The sequence below is a fragment of the Pseudomonas fluorescens genome (genome assembly GCF_902497995.1).
In the GTDB taxonomy this organism is placed as follows: Bacteria; Pseudomonadota; Gammaproteobacteria; order Pseudomonadales; family Pseudomonadaceae; genus Aquipseudomonas; species Aquipseudomonas fluorescens_BK.
This window is the reverse complement of the sequence record NZ_CABVII010000026.1, coordinates 61,892-78,607: the sequence shown is the minus strand read 5'-3', so window position 1 is coordinate 78,607 and position 16,716 is coordinate 61,892. Positions and strand designations below refer to the sequence as shown.

General features: G+C 61.1%; 14 protein-coding genes. 3 read left to right on the top strand and 11 right to left on the bottom strand.

Annotated features, from left to right (window positions below):
* Window positions 1-118 precede the first annotated feature (118 nt).
* Window positions 119-1,048, bottom strand: a complete 930-nt coding sequence (locus F8N80_RS25415) for a LysR family transcriptional regulator (RefSeq protein WP_150747155.1) — start codon at window positions 1,046-1,048, stop codon at window positions 119-121.
* 169 nt (window positions 1,049-1,217) lie between these two features.
* Here F8N80_RS25415 and F8N80_RS25410 point away from each other — a divergent pair, with 169 nt between their 5' ends.
* Window positions 1,218-2,501, top strand: a complete 1,284-nt coding sequence (locus tag F8N80_RS25410) for an aspartate aminotransferase family protein (RefSeq protein WP_150784942.1) — start codon at window positions 1,218-1,220, stop codon at window positions 2,499-2,501.
* Between the two features lie 209 nt (window positions 2,502-2,710).
* Complete coding sequence (locus F8N80_RS25405; RefSeq protein WP_003228885.1) at window positions 2,711-2,869, top strand: YqaE/Pmp3 family membrane protein; 159 nt, start codon at window positions 2,711-2,713, stop codon at window positions 2,867-2,869.
* Between the two features lie 152 nt (window positions 2,870-3,021).
* Here the strand turns inward: F8N80_RS25405 and F8N80_RS25400 are convergent, their stop codons facing one another.
* From F8N80_RS25400 to F8N80_RS25355, 10 genes are all read right to left on the bottom strand, one after another.
* Complete coding sequence (locus tag F8N80_RS25400) at window positions 3,022-4,845, bottom strand: S9 family peptidase (protein ID WP_150784941.1); 1,824 nt, start codon at window positions 4,843-4,845, stop codon at window positions 3,022-3,024.
* Window positions 4,811-5,941 carry a pyrroloquinoline quinone biosynthesis protein PqqE gene (pqqE, locus tag F8N80_RS25395; RefSeq protein ID WP_191632980.1) on the bottom strand — a complete coding sequence of 377 codons (1,131 nt, stop codon included), beginning with the start codon at window positions 5,939-5,941 and terminating at the stop codon, window positions 4,811-4,813. The genes F8N80_RS25400 and pqqE overlap by 35 nt, the downstream gene beginning before the upstream one ends.
* A gap of 16 nt (window positions 5,942-5,957) precedes the next feature.
* The gene (gene pqqD / locus F8N80_RS25390) at window positions 5,958-6,233 is read right to left on the bottom strand and encodes a pyrroloquinoline quinone biosynthesis peptide chaperone PqqD (protein ID WP_132834027.1); all 276 of its coding nucleotides are present in this window, start codon (window positions 6,231-6,233) and stop codon (window positions 5,958-5,960) included.
* Window positions 6,230-6,982 carry a pyrroloquinoline-quinone synthase PqqC gene (gene pqqC, locus F8N80_RS25385; RefSeq protein ID WP_150784939.1) on the bottom strand — a complete coding sequence of 251 codons (753 nt, stop codon included), beginning with the start codon at window positions 6,980-6,982 and terminating at the stop codon, window positions 6,230-6,232. The genes pqqD and pqqC overlap by 4 nt, the downstream gene beginning before the upstream one ends.
* 156 nt (window positions 6,983-7,138) lie before the next feature.
* The gene (gene pqqB / locus F8N80_RS25380) at window positions 7,139-8,050 is read right to left on the bottom strand and encodes a pyrroloquinoline quinone biosynthesis protein PqqB (protein WP_150747159.1); all 912 of its coding nucleotides are present in this window, start codon (window positions 8,048-8,050) and stop codon (window positions 7,139-7,141) included.
* 86 nt (window positions 8,051-8,136) lie between these two features.
* Window positions 8,137-8,211, bottom strand: coding sequence for a pyrroloquinoline quinone precursor peptide PqqA (pqqA, locus tag F8N80_RS25375; RefSeq protein WP_009045898.1), 75 nt, complete (start codon window positions 8,209-8,211; stop codon window positions 8,137-8,139).
* Between the two features lie 157 nt (window positions 8,212-8,368).
* On the bottom strand, window positions 8,369-10,801 hold the full coding sequence (gene pqqF, locus F8N80_RS25370) for a pyrroloquinoline quinone biosynthesis protein PqqF (RefSeq protein WP_150784938.1): 2,433 nt from the start codon (window positions 10,799-10,801) through the stop codon (window positions 8,369-8,371).
* Window positions 10,802-10,908: 107 nt separating this feature from the next.
* Window positions 10,909-11,703: a carbon-nitrogen hydrolase family protein gene (locus F8N80_RS25365; protein WP_150747161.1), complete on the bottom strand. Its 795-nt coding sequence runs from the start codon at window positions 11,701-11,703 to the stop codon at window positions 10,909-10,911.
* Between the two features lie 12 nt (window positions 11,704-11,715).
* Window positions 11,716-13,398 (bottom strand): flavin monoamine oxidase family protein, encoded by a 1,683-nt coding sequence (locus tag F8N80_RS25360; protein ID WP_150747162.1) that lies wholly within the window; start codon window positions 13,396-13,398, stop codon window positions 11,716-11,718.
* Window positions 13,399-13,634: 236 nt separating this feature from the next.
* A complete protein-coding gene (locus tag F8N80_RS25355) occupies window positions 13,635-14,096 on the bottom strand; it encodes an Lrp/AsnC family transcriptional regulator (protein ID WP_109635345.1) in 462 nt (153 codons plus the stop codon).
* A gap of 175 nt (window positions 14,097-14,271) precedes the next feature.
* Here F8N80_RS25355 and F8N80_RS25350 point away from each other — a divergent pair, with 175 nt between their 5' ends.
* Window positions 14,272-16,629, top strand: coding sequence for a glucose/quinate/shikimate family membrane-bound PQQ-dependent dehydrogenase (locus F8N80_RS25350; RefSeq protein WP_150784937.1), 2,358 nt, complete (start codon window positions 14,272-14,274; stop codon window positions 16,627-16,629).
* Window positions 16,630-16,716: the final 87 nt, after the last annotated feature.

The window sequence follows — 16,716 nt, the reverse complement described above, 5'->3', positions numbered from 1 at the left end:
GCAAAGCAACAACACGGACACGTAGGATTCTGCCAGGACGGCGGAGTGAAAGGGATGTCAGGGAAATAGTCTGCAAAGCCCCGCTTCGGCGGGGTTTTCTTTGGTCCACGAAAAGTGGTCAGTTCAGCCCCTCGAGGGTAGTCGGGTTGGTCAAGCGATCATCCGGCCCGTTCATCACCTCCTCCAGCAAGGTCCGCAACAACCCCAGCGAGGCTTGTTGACGCTGCACATCCCGACACACCAATCCGACTTTCAGCGGCACCCGCGGCTCGGTCAATGGTTTCCACAGCAACTTGTTGTTGCCAAGTGCCTTCTGCGAGCGTCCGGGAAGGACAGTCGCCAGTCGGGTGTGGGGCAGGCTGTCGAGAATCCCCGCCATGTTGTTCAGTTCGGCCTGCACCTGCGGACGTCGTCCCAGGCTGGCCAGTTGCGTTTGCCAGATCTGTCGCACCTGGAACTCTTCACCCAGTAGCAACATCGGCAACCCGGCGGCCTGACTCATGGACACTTTCTTGAATTCGCGCAATGGATGGTCCGCCGGGATGACCAGGGTCAGTTCGTCTTCGTAGAGCATCACACCGTGCAGGCCTGGCTGGCGGGGCGGCAAGTAGCTGATCCCGATATCCAGCGAACCGTTGAGCAGCCGCCGCTCGATCTCCAGCCCCGTCAGTTCATAGATCTGCACCACCAGATGCGGCTGCGCCTTGCGCACGCGTTCGAGCATCTGTGGTACCAGGCTGGTATGGACGGTCTGCAACACACCAATGGCCAAGGTGCGTAGCGCCTGGCCCTTGAAATTACCCAAGGCTTCGCGCGCCCGTTGCAGGCCATCAAGCAACGGCAGCGCGTGGTTGTACAACGTGTGGGCGGCCAGGGTTGGCAGCAGACGTTTGCTGCTGCGTTCGAACAGGCTCACATCGAGGTTCTGTTCGAGGTGGCGAATCTGTTGGGACAGCGCCGGCTGGGAGATTGAAAGTCGCTCGGCGGCCCGGCCCACGTGGCCCTCTTCATAGACCGCGACGAAATAACGCAGTTGCTTGAAATCCATAAGTAATGCTTATCGAAAATGCTGTGAAATCGAAATGGTTCAATGCCTTGTCTGAGCCTAGTCTAACCGCATTCACAAGGCTTACAGGGCCATAGAGCGCGATGAATACCGTTTATATCGATGGTGTTTACATAGGTAAGGCAAAAAACCTCACACGAGGTTTGAGCGGATGAATTTGTTCAACTTGCGACGCAATCCCCCGAGTCTTGATGACTTGGCCGTTGACGACCACCCGCCGGCCAAGGGCGACAACCTCTCCAGCGAGTGCCTGATGCCCAGTGTCGAGCGGCCGAAACAGATTTTTGTGCGCGGCCAGGGTTCCTGGTTGTGGGACAGCGAAGATCGCGCGTATCTGGATTTCTCACAGGGCGTGGGGGCCAATAGCCTCGGACACAGCCCTTCGGCACTGGTCAATGCTCTCGCGACGCAAGCCCAGGCGCTGATCAACCCCGGTTTCGGCCTGCAAAACCGCGGGATGCTCAATCTCGCCCAGCGATTGTGCGCCAGTACCGGCAGTGATCAGGCGTATCTGCTCAACAGTGGCAGTGAAGCCTGCGAAGCGGCGATCAAACTGGCACGCAAGTGGGGACAGCGGCATCGCGGTGGTGCTTCGCGAATCATCGTTGCCAATAACGGCTGCCACGGGCGCAGTCTCGCGACGATGTCGGCGTCGGACAGTTCCAGCCTGATCAATCGATTCGAGCCGCAACTGCCAGGCTTCAGCCACGTTCCGTTCAATGATCTTGCGGCGCTGCATGCGGCCGTAGATGCCCGGACGGTGGCAATCATGCTCGAGCCGATCCAGAGCGACGCCGGGGTGGTTCCGGCCACCGGGCATTACCTCAAGGGGGTCGAACGGCTGTGTCGTGAACTGGGCATCCTGCTGATCCTTGACGAAGTGCAAACCGGTATCGGTCGCTGCGGCACGCTGCTCGCCGAACAGTCCTACGGTGTGCGGGCCGATATCGTCGTTCTCGGCAAAGGCCTGGGCGGTGGGGTGCCATTGGCGGCGTTGCTGGCGCGGGGCAAGGCCTGCTGCTTCGATGTCGGCGAGCTGATGGGGACCCACCATGGCAATGCACTGATGACGGCCGCCGGTGTTGCCGTGCTCGACAGCGTGCAGGACAAGGCTTTTCTCGAGCATGTCGGCGATACCGGCCAGTACCTGCGTGAAGGCCTGGTTCGATTGGCCCATCGCTATGGCCACGGCGAATTACGCGGGCAGGGGCTGCTTTGGGGACTGACGTTGTCGGACGATTCGGCGGATGCCGTAGTAAAAGCTGCGCTGTACGAAGGCTTGCTGCTCAACGCCCCGCAACCCGAGTGCCTGCGATTTACCCCGGCCCTCACCGTGAGCAAGGCCAACGTCGACGAAATGCTCCTGCGCCTGGCACGTGCTTTTTCCCGTGTGCGCACCGCGCAACTGCAGTGTCGCAAAGGGATTGCTGTCTGATCAGACGCTACTTGCACGATTTTTTCGAACCGTCTCGCGGTATAACGCATCGCCTCGCGCCTGTTTCTTTTGGCGTGGGGCGTTTTTTTTCGAAACATTTCGCCTGTAAGGTTCGATGCTCGGAGGGGGGACGATACTGAACCCTGACGAACGGTATGGGTCGATAAGGTGTAGGCTCCCACGAGCCAACCTCAACCAGGATCTGCCCCATGGACTTTATTCGAATCATCATCGCCATTCTGTTGCCGCCGCTGGGTGTGTTCCTGCAGGTCGGTTTCGGTGGCGCGTTCTGGCTGAATATTCTGCTGACGTTGTGCGGTTATATTCCGGGGATCGTGCATGCGGTTTACATCATCGCCAAGCGCTGAGTTCATCGGCGTCAGATAGATCGCTTTCGCGAGCAAGCCCGCTCCCACATTAGATCTCCAGTGAGCACAGTATTTGTGTGCGACCGAGATCAAATGTGGGAGCGGGCTTGCTCGCGAAAGGGGCGCCACAATTTTTGATCTGAGCGCAGACTTCAGTCCGCGAGCGCCATCACCCGCCGATAAAACAACCACTCCTGCTCCAGCGCGTGGGCTTGATTACCGGCCTTGCGGAAACCATGGCGTTCGTCCGCGTAATAATGCGCTTCCACCAGAATGCCGTTTTTCTGCAGCGCCTCGACCATGTCGCGCGTCTGTTGCGGCACCACCACGGCATCCAGTTCACCCTGAAAGAAAATCACCGGGACACTGATGTTGCCCGCATGCAGCAGCGGCGTTCGCGCCGCGTAACGTTCGGCATCCACGACCGGATCACCGATCAGCCAATCCAGATAGTCACCTTCGAACTTGTGGGTCGCATGGCCGAGAGCGACAGGGTCGCTGACGCCATACAGGCTGGCACCGGCGCGGAAGACCTTGTGGAAGGCCAATGCGCAAAGGGTGGTGTAGCCGCCCGCGCTGCCACCGCGAATGAACGCCTGGTCACCGTCGATCAGCCCGCGCTCGGCGAGATAACTAACGACCGCGCAAGCATCTTCGACATCGACATCGCCCCAACTCAAATGCAGCGCCTGGCGATAAGCCCGGCCGTAGCCGCTGCTGCCGCGGTAATTGAGGTCGGCCACGGCAAAGCCGCGTTGTGCCCAGTACTGGATACGGGGGTCGAGCATCGGGTAGCAGGCCGAGGTCGGGCCACCGTGGATGAACACCACGAGTGGCGGTTTCGCCTCCCCGCTCATTGCCGGGTAGAAGAAGCCATGGGCTTGGCCCGAGCCGCTCGGATAGCGCAGGGTTCGCGGCAGGCTGATCTGCTCGGCAGGCAATGGCGCGACACCGCCGGCCAGCACCTTGACCTGGCGGGTGCTGCGATCGATGGCAATCACCGCCGCAGGGCTGACCGGCGAGGCGGCGATGCAATAAATGAACTGCTCGTCCAGGGCGAGATGGCGGAAGCGGCTGTAGTCGCCGGTGAAATCCTCACCCTTGTCACCGCCAAGTCCCAGCCGGCCAAAACCGCCTTCGGTCCAGCTTGCCAGATAGCGGCTTTCGCCCAGCGGCAGCCAGGTGCATCCACCCAGTTGCCAGGGTGCCGGCCCATGGTCGGCTGCGGCGCATGGCAACGGGCTCAGGTCATCGTCCGACTCCAGCCATGGCTGCCAATAGCCGCCACGATCCGTCAGGCAAAACAGCCGGCCGCTGGCATCGAACCGAGGCTGTTGCAGCGACTCCTGAACGTCATCGCCGGCCACGCAGCGCGGCTGGGCATAATTGCCATCGCCCTGGCGTTCGGCAACCATCAGGCGGGTCGCGGTCCATGGCTGATCCGGGCGCCGCCATTCGATCCAGGCCAGGCGGCGAGCATCCGGGCTCAGGGTCGGTGAGGCGTAAAAATCCGCACCTTCGGCCAGTAAGTGTCGCGCCCCGTCCAGCAGGTTTATGGCAACCAGACGATGGCGGTCACGGTTTTCTTCAACCGCCAGAACCCGCCCGTCGGCGAACTGCAGATCACCATAGCGGCACTCGTTTGACGTCAGCGCCTCCGGCTCGCCGGCGAGCGACTGTCGATACAACTGCTGGTCGGCCTCGTTGACGAAAACGATCCCGTCATCGGTCAGGCAAAACGCTCCACCGCCGTATTCGTACACTCGACTGCGCACACTGAAGCCCGGCGGCGTCAGGCAACGGGCCTGGCCGTCGCGCCACTGCCAGATGCGGCAGGCGGCATCTTCGGGGCGGTACTCGTTCCAGAACAGGCCATGCCGACCGAGCTGCAATTCGGCAAAGTCGACACCGGCGGCGACGGCTCTGGCGGCGCTGAAGGTTTCAGCTTTTGGCGATGAGGCGTGAATTTCGTTCATTGCGAAAGGCCAGTTGTTCGATGGTCTGGGTCGCGTGCTCGGCTTCTTCGCGGGCCTTGAGAATCACGCCGTGATGGTGCGACTTGCTGCATACCGGGTCGGCGTTGCTCGCGTCACCGGTGAGCATGAACGCCTGGCAACGGCAGCCGCCGAAGTCTTTTTCTTTCTCATCGCAGGAGCGGCACGGCTCGGGCATCCAGTCGTAACCGCGAAAGCGGTTGAAGCCGAACGAGTCGTACCAGATATGCTGCATGCTGTGGTCGCGCACGTTAGGAAATTGCACCGGCAGCTGTCGGGCGCCGTGACAAGGCAGGGCAGTTCCGTCCGGCGTGACTGTCAGAAAAATACTGCCCCAGCCGTTCATGCAGGCTTTCGGGCGTTCTTCATAATAGTCCGGGGTGACGAAAATCAGCTTGCACGGATGCCCTTCCGCTTCCAGCCTGGCGCGGTATTCATTGGTGATACGTTCGGCGCGGACCAATTGTTCCCGGGTCGGTAACAGGCCGACTCGATTGAGCTGCGCCCAACCGTAAAACTGGCAGGTGGCGAGTTCGACGAAGTCGGCTTCAAGGGCGATGCACAGCTCGATGATGCGGTCGATCTTGTCGATGTTGTGCCGGTGGGTCACGAAGTTCAACACCATCGGATAGCCGTGAGCCTTCACCGCGCGAGCCATTTCCAGCTTCTGGGCAAAGGCTTTTTTCGAGCCGGCCAGCAGGTTGTTCACTTGCTCGTCGCTGGCCTGAAAGCTGATCTGGATATGGTCCAGGCCGGCCTTCTTGAAGTCGCTGATTTTCTGCTCGGTGAGGCCGATGCCCGAGGTGATCAGGTTGGTGTAGAAGCCCAGCTTGCGCGCCTCGGCGATCAACTCGGCGAGGTCCTGGCGCACCAGTGGTTCCCCCCCGGAAAAACCCAACTGCGCCGCGCCCATTTCCCGTGCTTCGCGGAACACCTTGATCCACTGCTCGGTGCTCAGTTCCTTGCCTTGCTCGGCAAAATCCAGCGGGTTGGAACAGTACGGGCATTGCAGCGGGCAGCGATACGTCAGCTCGGCCAGCAGCCACAGCGGCAGGCCGATCTCGGGTTTGGGCGGCAACTTGGCTGAAACGGAATCAGGCAAGTTCGATCCAGTGCTGAGCACGGGCGACCTCCATGAATTGCTCGATGTCGTCACCGAGCTCGGGCACGCCGGGGAACTGCGCGTCCAGTTCGGCAATGATCGCCGCGACATCGCGTTCGCCGTCGATCAGGCCGCCGATCAACGCGGCACTTTCATTGAGTTTGATCATGCCTTCCGGATAGAGCAACACATGGCCTTTCTGCGCCGGTTCGTACTGGAAGCGGTAGCCGGTACGCCAGGTCGGGGTCTTGCTGCGGTCGAAACTCATAAGGTGATTCCTTTATGCCAGACCCGTTGCCCGGTCACGCTGTGATACGGCGGGCGGTTCAGTTCGTAGGCCATGCTCATGGCATCGAGCATGCTCCAAAGGATGTCCAGTTTGAACTGGAGAATTTCCAGCATGCGCTCCTGACCTTCCCGCGTCCTGTAGTGCTGCAAAGTGATCGCCAGACCGTGCTCGACATCCCGCCGTGCCTGACCCAGGCGCGTGCGGAAATACTCGTAGCCGGCCGGGTCGATCCAGGGGTAATGCTGCGGCCAGCTATCGAGACGCGATTGGTGGATCTGCGGCGCGAACAGTTCGGTCAGCGAGCTGCTGGCAGCTTCCTGCCAACTGGCGCGGCGGGCGAAGTTGACGTAGGCATCCACGGCGAAACGCACGCCGGGCAGCACCAGTTCCTGGGAGCGCAGCTGATCCGGGTCGAGGCCGACGGCCTGGCCCAGACGCAGCCAGGCTTCGATGCCGCCGTCTTCGCCGGGGGCACCGTCATGGTCCAGCAGGCGCTGAATCCACTCGCGGCGGATCTCGCGGTCCGGGCAGTTGGCGAGGATGGCGGCGTCCTTCAGGGGAATGTTCACCTGATAGTAAAAGCGGTTGGCCACCCAGCCCTGGATCTGCTCGCGGGTCGCCCGGCCTTCATACATTGCCACGTGATAGGGGTGATGGATGTGGTAGTAGGCGCCCTTTGCCCGCAGGGCGGCTTCGAATTCGGCGGGGGACATTGGGGTGTCAGTCATTGCGGTTCTCCGGGGAACAACCGGTGGATTCTTTGGTGTCTGGTCTGACGCCTTCGCGAGCAAGCCCGCTCCCACATTGGATCTCTAGTGTTTACAGATAATGTGTTCAGTGGAGATCCAATGTGGGAGCGGGCTTGCTCGCGAAGGGGCCATCCTCTACAGCACAATACTCATGCCGTCATACGCCACTTCAACATGGCGACGGACCAACTCCGCACGCTCCGGCGAGTCTTCATCGAGAATCGGGTTGGTGTTGTTGATGTGGATAAGCACCTTGCGCTGCTCGGGCAACTTTTCCAGCACTTCCAGCATGCCGCCGGGGCCGTTCTGCGCCAGGTGGCCCATTTCCCGGCCGGTGCGGGTGCCGACGCCCCGACGCTGCATCTCATCGTCGTCCCACATCGTACCGTCCACCAGCAGGCAATCGCTGTCGGCCATGATGTCCAGCAGCGGCGCATCGACCTTGCCCAGCCCCGGGGCGTAGAACAGCTTGCCGCCGGTGTTCAGGTCTTCGACGATCAGGCCGATGTTGTCGCCCGGGTGCGGGTCGAAGCGGTGCGGCGAATACGGCGGCGCGGCGCTGCGCAGGGGCAGCGGGGTAAAGCGCAGGCTCGGGCAGGCCGCGATGGTGAAGCTGCGGTCGAGTTCGATGCGGTTCCAGTTCAGCCCGCCATTCCAGTGGGTCAGCATGGTGAACAACGGGAAACCGGTGCTCAGGTCTTCGTGGACCATGTCGGTGCACCAGACTTGATGCGGGCAACCTTCGCGCAGACTGAGCAGGCCGGTGGTGTGGTCGATCTGGCTGTCCATCAGGATGATCGCGCTGATCCCGGTATCGCGCAGGGCGCGTCCCGGTTGCATGGGCGCGAAGCTCTGGAGCTGGGCGCGGATGTCTGGCGAGGCATTGCACAGCACCCAGTTCACGCCATCATCGGAAATCGCGATGGACGACTGGGTCCGCGCCTTGGCCCGCAGGCTGCCGCTGCGAAAGCCCGCGCAGTTCGTGCAGTTGCAGTTCCACTGGGGGAAGCCACCGCCAGCGGCGGAACCTAGAATCTGGACAAACATGGCTGCTCCATCATATCAACGCTGAAAATAAAAACGCCTCGGCGAACCGAGGCGTTGCACATCATTCTCCACCTAAACGGCAGAACTTAGCGGCTTGCGAAGTACATGGTGACTTCAAAGCCGATACGCAGGTCGGTGTAAGCAGGTTTGGACCAGGACATAAGAGTGCTCCTTTCAGGTAGATGGGACAGTGGATACCTATACATATAGTCCACCTCCAGTCGGAGATGTTCAGATAGTTAGGCGGCTATGTTACTCAAAATTTCAGAATGATTGGCCGCGAATCTTTGAGAAAGCTCATTGCAGCACCGGTAATGATCAGTTTGCCGCTTGCCAGGGCGCACTCGGCCCCGGGCTGCTGGCCAGGCAGCGCCAACCACCGTCGGCCTTATTCAGTCGCTGGGCGGCGTCGAGCAGGGCTGGGCGGTCGATCTTCAGAATCGCCTCGGGTAGTCGGGTCAGGTAATCCGACGAGTGGCCTGCCAGTTTGCCCTGCCACAACAGTTCGGCGGCCTGAGCGAGGGGCAGCGCGGTGCTGACGAACTGATCGGCCAACGCCTGGCGTTGGCCGACGAAGGTCAAGTCATCGATGCCATCGATCATCCCCGGCAAGGCATTCAGGAATTGTTCGATGTGCCCCAGCAGGTCCGCAGGCGCCACGCTCGGTGATTGCACGCCGAATAATAGCCCGGTCTGCCCGTGAACCTGACGCAGGCCGCTGAAGACTGCATAGCCCAGTTGCAGCTCTACCCGCAGGCGCTGGTAGAACGGTGTCTGGCACAGGTGAGCGAGCAAGCGCCAGGCGGCTTCGTCGGCGATGCTGCGGGTTGCGCTCGGGCAGAAGAGCAATAGCGCGTGCTCGCTGAAGCCGGTGTCGATGCAGTGCCAGAGGTGCTGTGAGCAGATCGGTGAAAGTGGTGTCAGCTGTTTGTCCGGGTTGCCCGGTACTCGGCTCAAGGCCAGGCCCATCGCCGCTTGAGTCCGGGCGGACAGGCCGGTCGCCAGCCCCTCCCAGCGTGCATTCGCCCAAAGCTGCTGCCAGTCGTCCGATTCAGGCGTTTGCTCAAGGCAGCGCTCCGACAGTGCCTTGAGCAGTTGTCGAATCGGCATCAGTGGGGTGCTTGTCGATGTCGCTTGTGAGACAGCGACATCAGCATTTGTCAGTTCTTTCAGCGCATGCTCGAGGACTATCGGCATCGGCTCTTGCAGACCGGTCATTTTCAGCAGCCATTCATTGCCCGAAGCGCTGAGAGAAAACTCGACACCTGCCTGACGAGCATCGTCACGCAAGGGTTGCAGGCGGTTTTCCAGTGCAGATTGAAGCTTGCTGCCAGGCGCCGAGTCCAGGCGCCAACGCAGGTATACGGCACCTTCAGCCGTGTGATCCGGCAATGCCTGGCTGAAGTGCATCGGCGAGTGTTCGCGGCGACTGCGCATGCGATCCTGAGCAAAGGTTCGCAGACCGCGGTGTCTGCTGGTCTGGCCGCGGATCAGTCCGGCACTCGGCGCTTGAGGTTCAGCACATAAAAACGGGTTGGCTGTCGGCAATTGCCAATGGCTGCTGAAGTTATCCACAGCGCCCATTTGCTGGAGGATCTCCTTCAGGGCAACGACGCCCTGGTCGGATAAACCGCTCTCAAGCTGCTCGCTGTCCAATCGGGCCAGTTGCAGGGCCGCGCTGACTTGCTGCTGACGTCGCAACAGGGCGGCGTACTCTTCGCGCAACGCGCTCCAATCTTGCCCAGAGGCAAAAAAGCCCAGCCAGTCCAGCAGCTGCTCGCGGATCCCGGCGTGGGTTGCGTGGGTGGGCAAGGTGAATTCGATGTGCAGCAACGCTTGTCCACCGAACCGGTACAGCGGCGTGGCTTTCAGGCTGTCAGCCGTCCCGCCGGCGCGCAATGCCGCGAGCAGCCCCCCCGGTTTTGCCGCGTTCAACCAATGGCACAGGAACGCCAAGGCTTCGGCCGATGAATCGGGCAGCGCTTCGAAGGCAAACAACAGATCCAGCCGACCCTCGCCGGCCTGTTGATAACTATTGCTTGAAGGCTCCATCAGCGGCACAGGGGTTTGTTGCGAAACTTTTTTCCCTACCGAAAGGTCGGCGCCAAAGCGTTGAGCCATCGACTTCAACTCATCGATACTCTGCGGCCCCACCAGGCTCAGCGTCATCTGCCCGGTCTGATAAAACCGTTGATGGAAATTCTTCAGCGCCTGCTGAAACTCAGTCTGCGGCAGCGGCAGGCTGTAGCGATTGCCCGCATGAAACGCGCGCAACGGGTGAGCTGCGCAAACGCCATCAAACCGCGCAAAGTGCTGCCGGGCCATCGCATCCCGGGACCAGGCGACAAATTCTGCGTGCAGCACTTCCCGTTCCCGCCGCTGATCGTCCGGATTCATACGCGGGTGAGCGAGCATGTCTGACAGACGCTGCAGCCCACCGCTAAACGCCTGAGGGGACACTTCAAAAAAGAAGTCGGTTGTGCGTTCACAGGTTTGCGCGTTTACCTGCCCGCCGTGAACTTGTGCGTAGGCCATCAGGCCTTGGCCTGCAGGAAAACGCTCGGTACCGAGGAACAACAGGTGTTCAAGAAAGTGCGCCAAACCAGGCCAGGCCAGCGGCACATCGTGGCTGCCCGCGGCGACGCGCAACGCCGCAGCGCAACGCTTCAAATCGGGAGCATGACGCAACGTCACCCGCAGGCCGTTGGCCAGGGTTTCAGTATGAAGGCGGGGGTGATTCAGCGCAGGCATGAGCACTTCCAGAACAGAGAAGCGCTAATGCTAGCGGATTAGGGGGCGTTCTCAATGAGTTTCCACACCGCGGCGGGGAAACTCATCGAGAATGCCCCTTAAGTGGATCAGCGCTTGTGCAGGTCGCGGTAAAGCTCGGGGCGGCGATCGAGGAGGTAGCGATTGGCGGCGCGGGAATCGACCATCAACTGGCGATCCAGCTCGCCGACGATCAGTGCTTCATCGAGGCCCGCCTGGGCAATGCGGCTCCCATCCGGTGCGGCGATACTGCTCTGGCCGCAGTAGTGGATGTCGCCTTCTTGCCCACAATAGTTGGCGTAGGCCACATAACACTGGTTTTCGAAGGCCCGTGCGCGGACGGTGACGTCGGCGATGAAGTCGTAGGGAATCATGTTTGCCGTGGGTACCAGAATCAGCTCGGCACCGGCCAGGGCCAGGCGCCGGGCGTTTTCCGGAAATTCCAGGTCGTAACAGATCAAAAAGCCGAGCTTCCAGCCATTGAGCTCAACCAGCGGGAAATCATCCTTGCCGGCGCTGAACATCGAGCGATCGAGATCGCCGAACAGATGCGTCTTGCGGTAGTTGCACAGGCGCTCGCCATGGGCGTCGATCAATTGCACGGCGTTGTAGATCTGCCCGTCTTCGGCGCGCTCGGGATAGCCATACAAAATGGCAATCCCTGCGTTTCTGGCGATGCGCGCGATCTGCTGCGCCGACTCACCGTTGTGCACTTCCGCCAGCACGCTGACTGCATCGAGGCCGATGTTGTAGCCGGTCAGGAACATCTCCGGCAGCACCAGCAAGTCGGCGCCCTTGGCCTCCAGCGCCAGTTGATGCAGGCGTTGCAGATTGCCGGCAACCTCCAGGGGCAAGGGTGGACATTGGTAAAGGGCTACGCGCATTTCGGATTCCTCTTACTCGGGCAGGGCGATCGGACCGATCTCGTTGAACACATCGCCTGGGCCCGGGTTCTCGGCGTGAGTTTCACCACCGAAGTGTTTCATGATGCCCCACACCGCATTGAGCGATGTCTGCACCGCGCCTTCGACCCAGGCCGGCGTCCACGAAACGTCGTCGCCGGCGATGAAAATACCGCGCTGCTCGGCCGGCATGTCGGCCTGCATGAAATGCGCGTACATCCGCTGATTGTAGCGGTAGTGGCCGGGCAGGGCGCCTTTGAAAGCCCCGAGGAAATGCGGGTCGGCTTCCCAGGACACGGTGATCGGGTCGCCGATGATCCGTGCGGCAATGTCGACTTTCGGGTAGATCTTCTTCAAGGCATCCAGCGCCAGCTTGACGCGTTTTTCCACCGGGTGCGGGAGCATTTTCAGCGCGTCGCTCATCCATGAGTACGACAGGCAAATCACCCCCGGCTTGTCGTCGCCGTTGTCGAAAAGATAGGTGCCGCGGGTCAGGCGATCGGTGAGGGTCATGCTCATCAGGTCGCGGCCGGTTTCCGGATCCTTGTCCTTCCAGAACGGGCGGTCGACCATCACGAAGGTTTTCGACGACTGCATGTAGCGGGTGCGGTCCAGGGCCATCCACATTTTTTGCGAGAACAGGGTTTCGTCGCACTCGATCTGGGTGGTCAACAGCCAACTCTGGCAGGTGGTCAGTACCGCCGCGTATTCGCGGGTGTCGCCGTAGTTGTCAGTGACCGTAAAACGGCCGTTCGCTGCGTGGGCGATTTTCTTCACGCCGGAACGCGGAGCGCCCCTGTGCAACGAACTGAGGCTGGTGCCCTCGGGCCAGTGCACGCAGCGTTCCGGCACATGGCGCCAGATGCCCTGCGGCACTTGTTCCACGCCGCCGACCACCAGGTGCTGGTGATCGTCGCAGTTGGTCATCACCACGCGGAAGATTTCCAGCATCGAGTTGGGGAAGTCCGAATCCCAGCCGCCGGTGCCGAAACCGACCTGGCCGAATACTTCACGGTGATGGAACGACAGTTTGGCGAACGCTTCGGAGGTCGCAACGAAGTCATAGAAGGTGCGGTCGTCCCAGAGTGGAACCAGGGTATTCCACAGTTCCTTGAGGCGTGGCACGTCGCGGTCGCGGATCGCTTGCTGGATATCGGAGAACTGCGAACCGGCTTCCAGGGCATCGGCCCAGGCGTCGGCCACTTCCTGGAACAGTGCCGGAAGATCCGCCAGTTTCTGGGCGTAATGGGTCTTGCCTTCCAGATCGATCACGGTGCTGCCAGAGGCAGGGGTCAGCGGGTTCGGGAAGGGCTTGGTTTCCAGGCCGAGTTTGTCGACGTAGTGATAAAACGCGGTGGACGATACCGGGAAGCGCATGCCGCCCAGTTCGGCGACGATGCCTTCGGCGCCGTTGAACGCCTGGGAACGCAGGCGACCGCCCATTTTCGAAGCTTCGTAGACGACGGGCTTGAGGCCCAGCTTCATCAATTCGTAAGCCGCCACCAGACCGGCGATACCGGCACCGACAATCGCTACCTCGGCACCGTGATTGTGCTCGGGAATGCTGCCCAGGCCCGCCGGGTGTTCGATCCAGTCGTCGAAGGCGAAAGGAAAGTCCGGGCCAAAAATGGTAACCGGTTTTTTACCGTCTGCAGGATGGCGATTGTTCTTGTTCATGGCTGACCTTGCTGGCGACCCGACGCGGAATGCGCATCTGAGTATAGGAAAAGATGTCAGCCATTCTAGAGAGCGTAGAACACGTTAATAAGACGCAAAGTGTCGTCGTTTTGCTAATTGATTTAACAATATGACGAATATTTGCTACACACCGACCATGTAGGAGCGAGCGGTGCGGCGATCCGACTTGCCCGCGAAGAGGCCCGATCAGACACCGAAGTTCTGCAGGCAGAAACTCAAACCGGCTGCCCCCGATCAATCTTGCTGCTCAAGATGATCGACGTCGTCGTCTTCTCCACCCCATCCACACTGCCGATCTGATCCAGCAACTGATCCAGCTGCTCCGGCGACTCAGTGCGTAGCCACGCCACATAATCAAATTCGCCACTCACCGCACACAGCTGCTGTACCTGAGCCATGGCACTGAGCCGGCGCAACACTTCCTTCCCGGATCGCGGCTGCACCGTGATCCCGACGTACGCCTGCAATCCGCCATCCACCACCCGCTGCCCCAAACGCACACCGTAACCGGTGATCACTTTGGCCTTTTCCAGTCGCGCCAGCCGCGAGGTCACGGTCGTGCGGGCAATCCCCAATTGCCGGGCGAGCATGGCCACGCTTTCGCGGGCATTGATTTGCAGGGCCGCGATCAATTGGCGGTCGATTTCGTCAAGGACGGGCGGACGGGTGTCGGGCAAGGTCGGGCTCCAGGGGCATAAAGCAGTGGGCATGCATGTTACAGGCACAGCTCGTTACCCGGATGTTTGATCTAGGCTCAATACCGTTCATGCCATTTTTGCCTGCGACAATTTGCCATAAGTAACTAGTTCGTACATTATTCCGCGCTTGTCACAAATGGGGAAAATTTCCGACATGAATAATTCTGGGGCTGCCGGCGGCAGCAAATGGTTGCTGGTGGGGCTGGGTGTCCTGATCGCCTTGATCGGGCTTGGCTTGGCCGGCGGCGGGGGCTATCTGATCTCGCTCGGCGGCAGCGCGTACTTTCTGCTGATGGGCCTGGCGATGCTGGTGTCCGGGCTGATGATCGCCCGGCGTAAACCCCAGGGTGCATGGCTGTATGGCCTGGCCCTGATCCTGACGGCGATCTGGGCGGTATGGGACGCAGGGTTCGAATACTGGCCGCTGGTTTCGCGGGTACTGACCTTCGCCGTGATCGGCCTGGTTGTCGCGTTGATCTACCCGACCCTGGTGCGTGCCTCGGGCGCGACGGCGGGCCGTGGCGCCTACGGTCTGGCTGGCATTCTGGGCGTTGGCGTCGTTGCAACGCTGGCCTACATGTTCGTGCCCACCCATGTGGTCAAGGCCAGCAGTGAACCCGCTGTGACGCCGGTCGCTGCGGGCACTGAGCAGAAAGACTGGGCGCATTGGGGCAACACCACCGCCGGCAACCGCTTTGCCGCGCTGGACCAGATCAACAAAGGCAACATCGACCAGCTGCAAGTGGCCTGGACCTTCCGCACCGGCGACATTCCGCAAAGCACCGGCGCCGGCGCCGAAGACCAGAACACGCCGCTGCAAATCGGCGACACCGTCTACACCTGCACCGCCTACGGCAAAGTCTTTGCCCTGGATGCCGACACCGGCGCCCAGCGCTGGAAGTTCGATCCGCAGGGCACCGCGCCAAACTGGCAGCGCTGCCGGGGCCTGGGTTACTCCGACGCGAGTGCTGCATCTACAGTCGAGCAGCCATCGGCCTGTACCAAACGTCTGTTCCTGCCAACCGGTGACGCCCGTCTGATCGCGCTCAATGCCGAAACCGGCCAGCCGTGTGAAGAGTTTGGCAACAAAGGCACGGTCGACCTGACCACCGACATGGGCGAAGTGAAGCCCGGTTATTACCAGCAGACCTCGACCCCGCTGGTAGCAGGGGACGTGGTGATCATCGGCGGCCGCGTGGCCGATAACTATTCCACCGGCGAACCGCCAGGTGTGGTCCGTGCCTACGACGTGCGCAGCGGTGAGCTGGTGTGGGCCTGGGATCCGGGTAACCCGAACACCACCAAACGTCCGCCAGCCGGCGAAACCTATACCCGTGGCACACCGAACGTCTGGTCGGCCATGTCCTACGATGCCAGGCTCGGTCTGGTTTACCTGCCCACCGGCAACGCCACGCCGGACTTCTTCGCCGGCCAACGCACTGAATTTGACGACAAGTGGAGCTCGTCCATCGTCGCCATCGACGTGAAGACCGGTCAGGTGCGCTGGCATTTCCAGACCACTCACCACGACCTGTGGGACTTCGACCTGCCAGCCCAGCCGCTGCTGTACGACGTGCCAGACGATAAGGGCGGCACTCAGCCAGCCCTGGCGCAAGTCACCAAACAGGGCGAGATCTTCCTGCTCAACCGCGAAACCGGCGTGCCGATCGCCCGCGTCGAAGAGCGTCCGGTCCCGCAAGGCAACGTGCCTGGCGAACGCTACTCGCCGACCCAGCCGTTCTCGGTGGACATGCCGTCCATCGGCAACCAGACACTCACCGAATCGGACATGTGGGGCGCCACGCCTTTCGACCAGTTGATGTGCCGCATCCAGTTCAAAGGCATGCGCCATGAAGGCGTCTACACCCCGCCGGGCATGGACCGTGCCTTGCAGTTCCCGGGTTCCCTGGGTGGCATGAACTGGGGCAGCGTCTCGGTTGATCCGAACACGAACTACATGTTCGTCAACGACATGCGCCTGGGCTTGGCCAACTACATGATCCCCCGCGACAAGATCGCCGCCGGGGCCAGCGGAATCGAAATGGGCGTGGTGCCGCAGGAAGGCACACCGTTCGGCGCCATGCGCGAACGCTTCCTGTCGGCGGCCGGCATTCCGTGCCAGAAACCACCGTTCGGCACCATGTCCGCCATCGACCTCAAGACTCGCAAGCTGATGTGGCAGGTTCCGGTCGGCACGGTGCAGGACACTGGTCCGCTGGGCATCCGCATGCACCTGCCGATCCCGATCGGCATGCCGACCCTTGGTGCGTCGCTGGCGACCCAGTCGGGCCTGCTGTTCTTCGCGGGTACTCAGGACTTCTACCTGCGTGCTTTCGATACGGGCAATGGTAATGAAATCTGGAAGTCGCGTTTGCCGGTGGGGAGTCAGTCCGGGCCGATGACCTATGTTTCGCCGAAAACGGGCAAGCAGTACATCCTGCTTACTGTTGGCGGTGCGCGGCAGTCGACGGATCGTGGGGACTACGTGATTGCGTATGCGTTGCCTAAGTAAAGGCTGAATCGAAGGTACGAAAAAGCCGCGCAATTGCGCGGCTTTTTGTTAGGCGTTATCACACCCTGAAAGACCCGCGCAATTTGT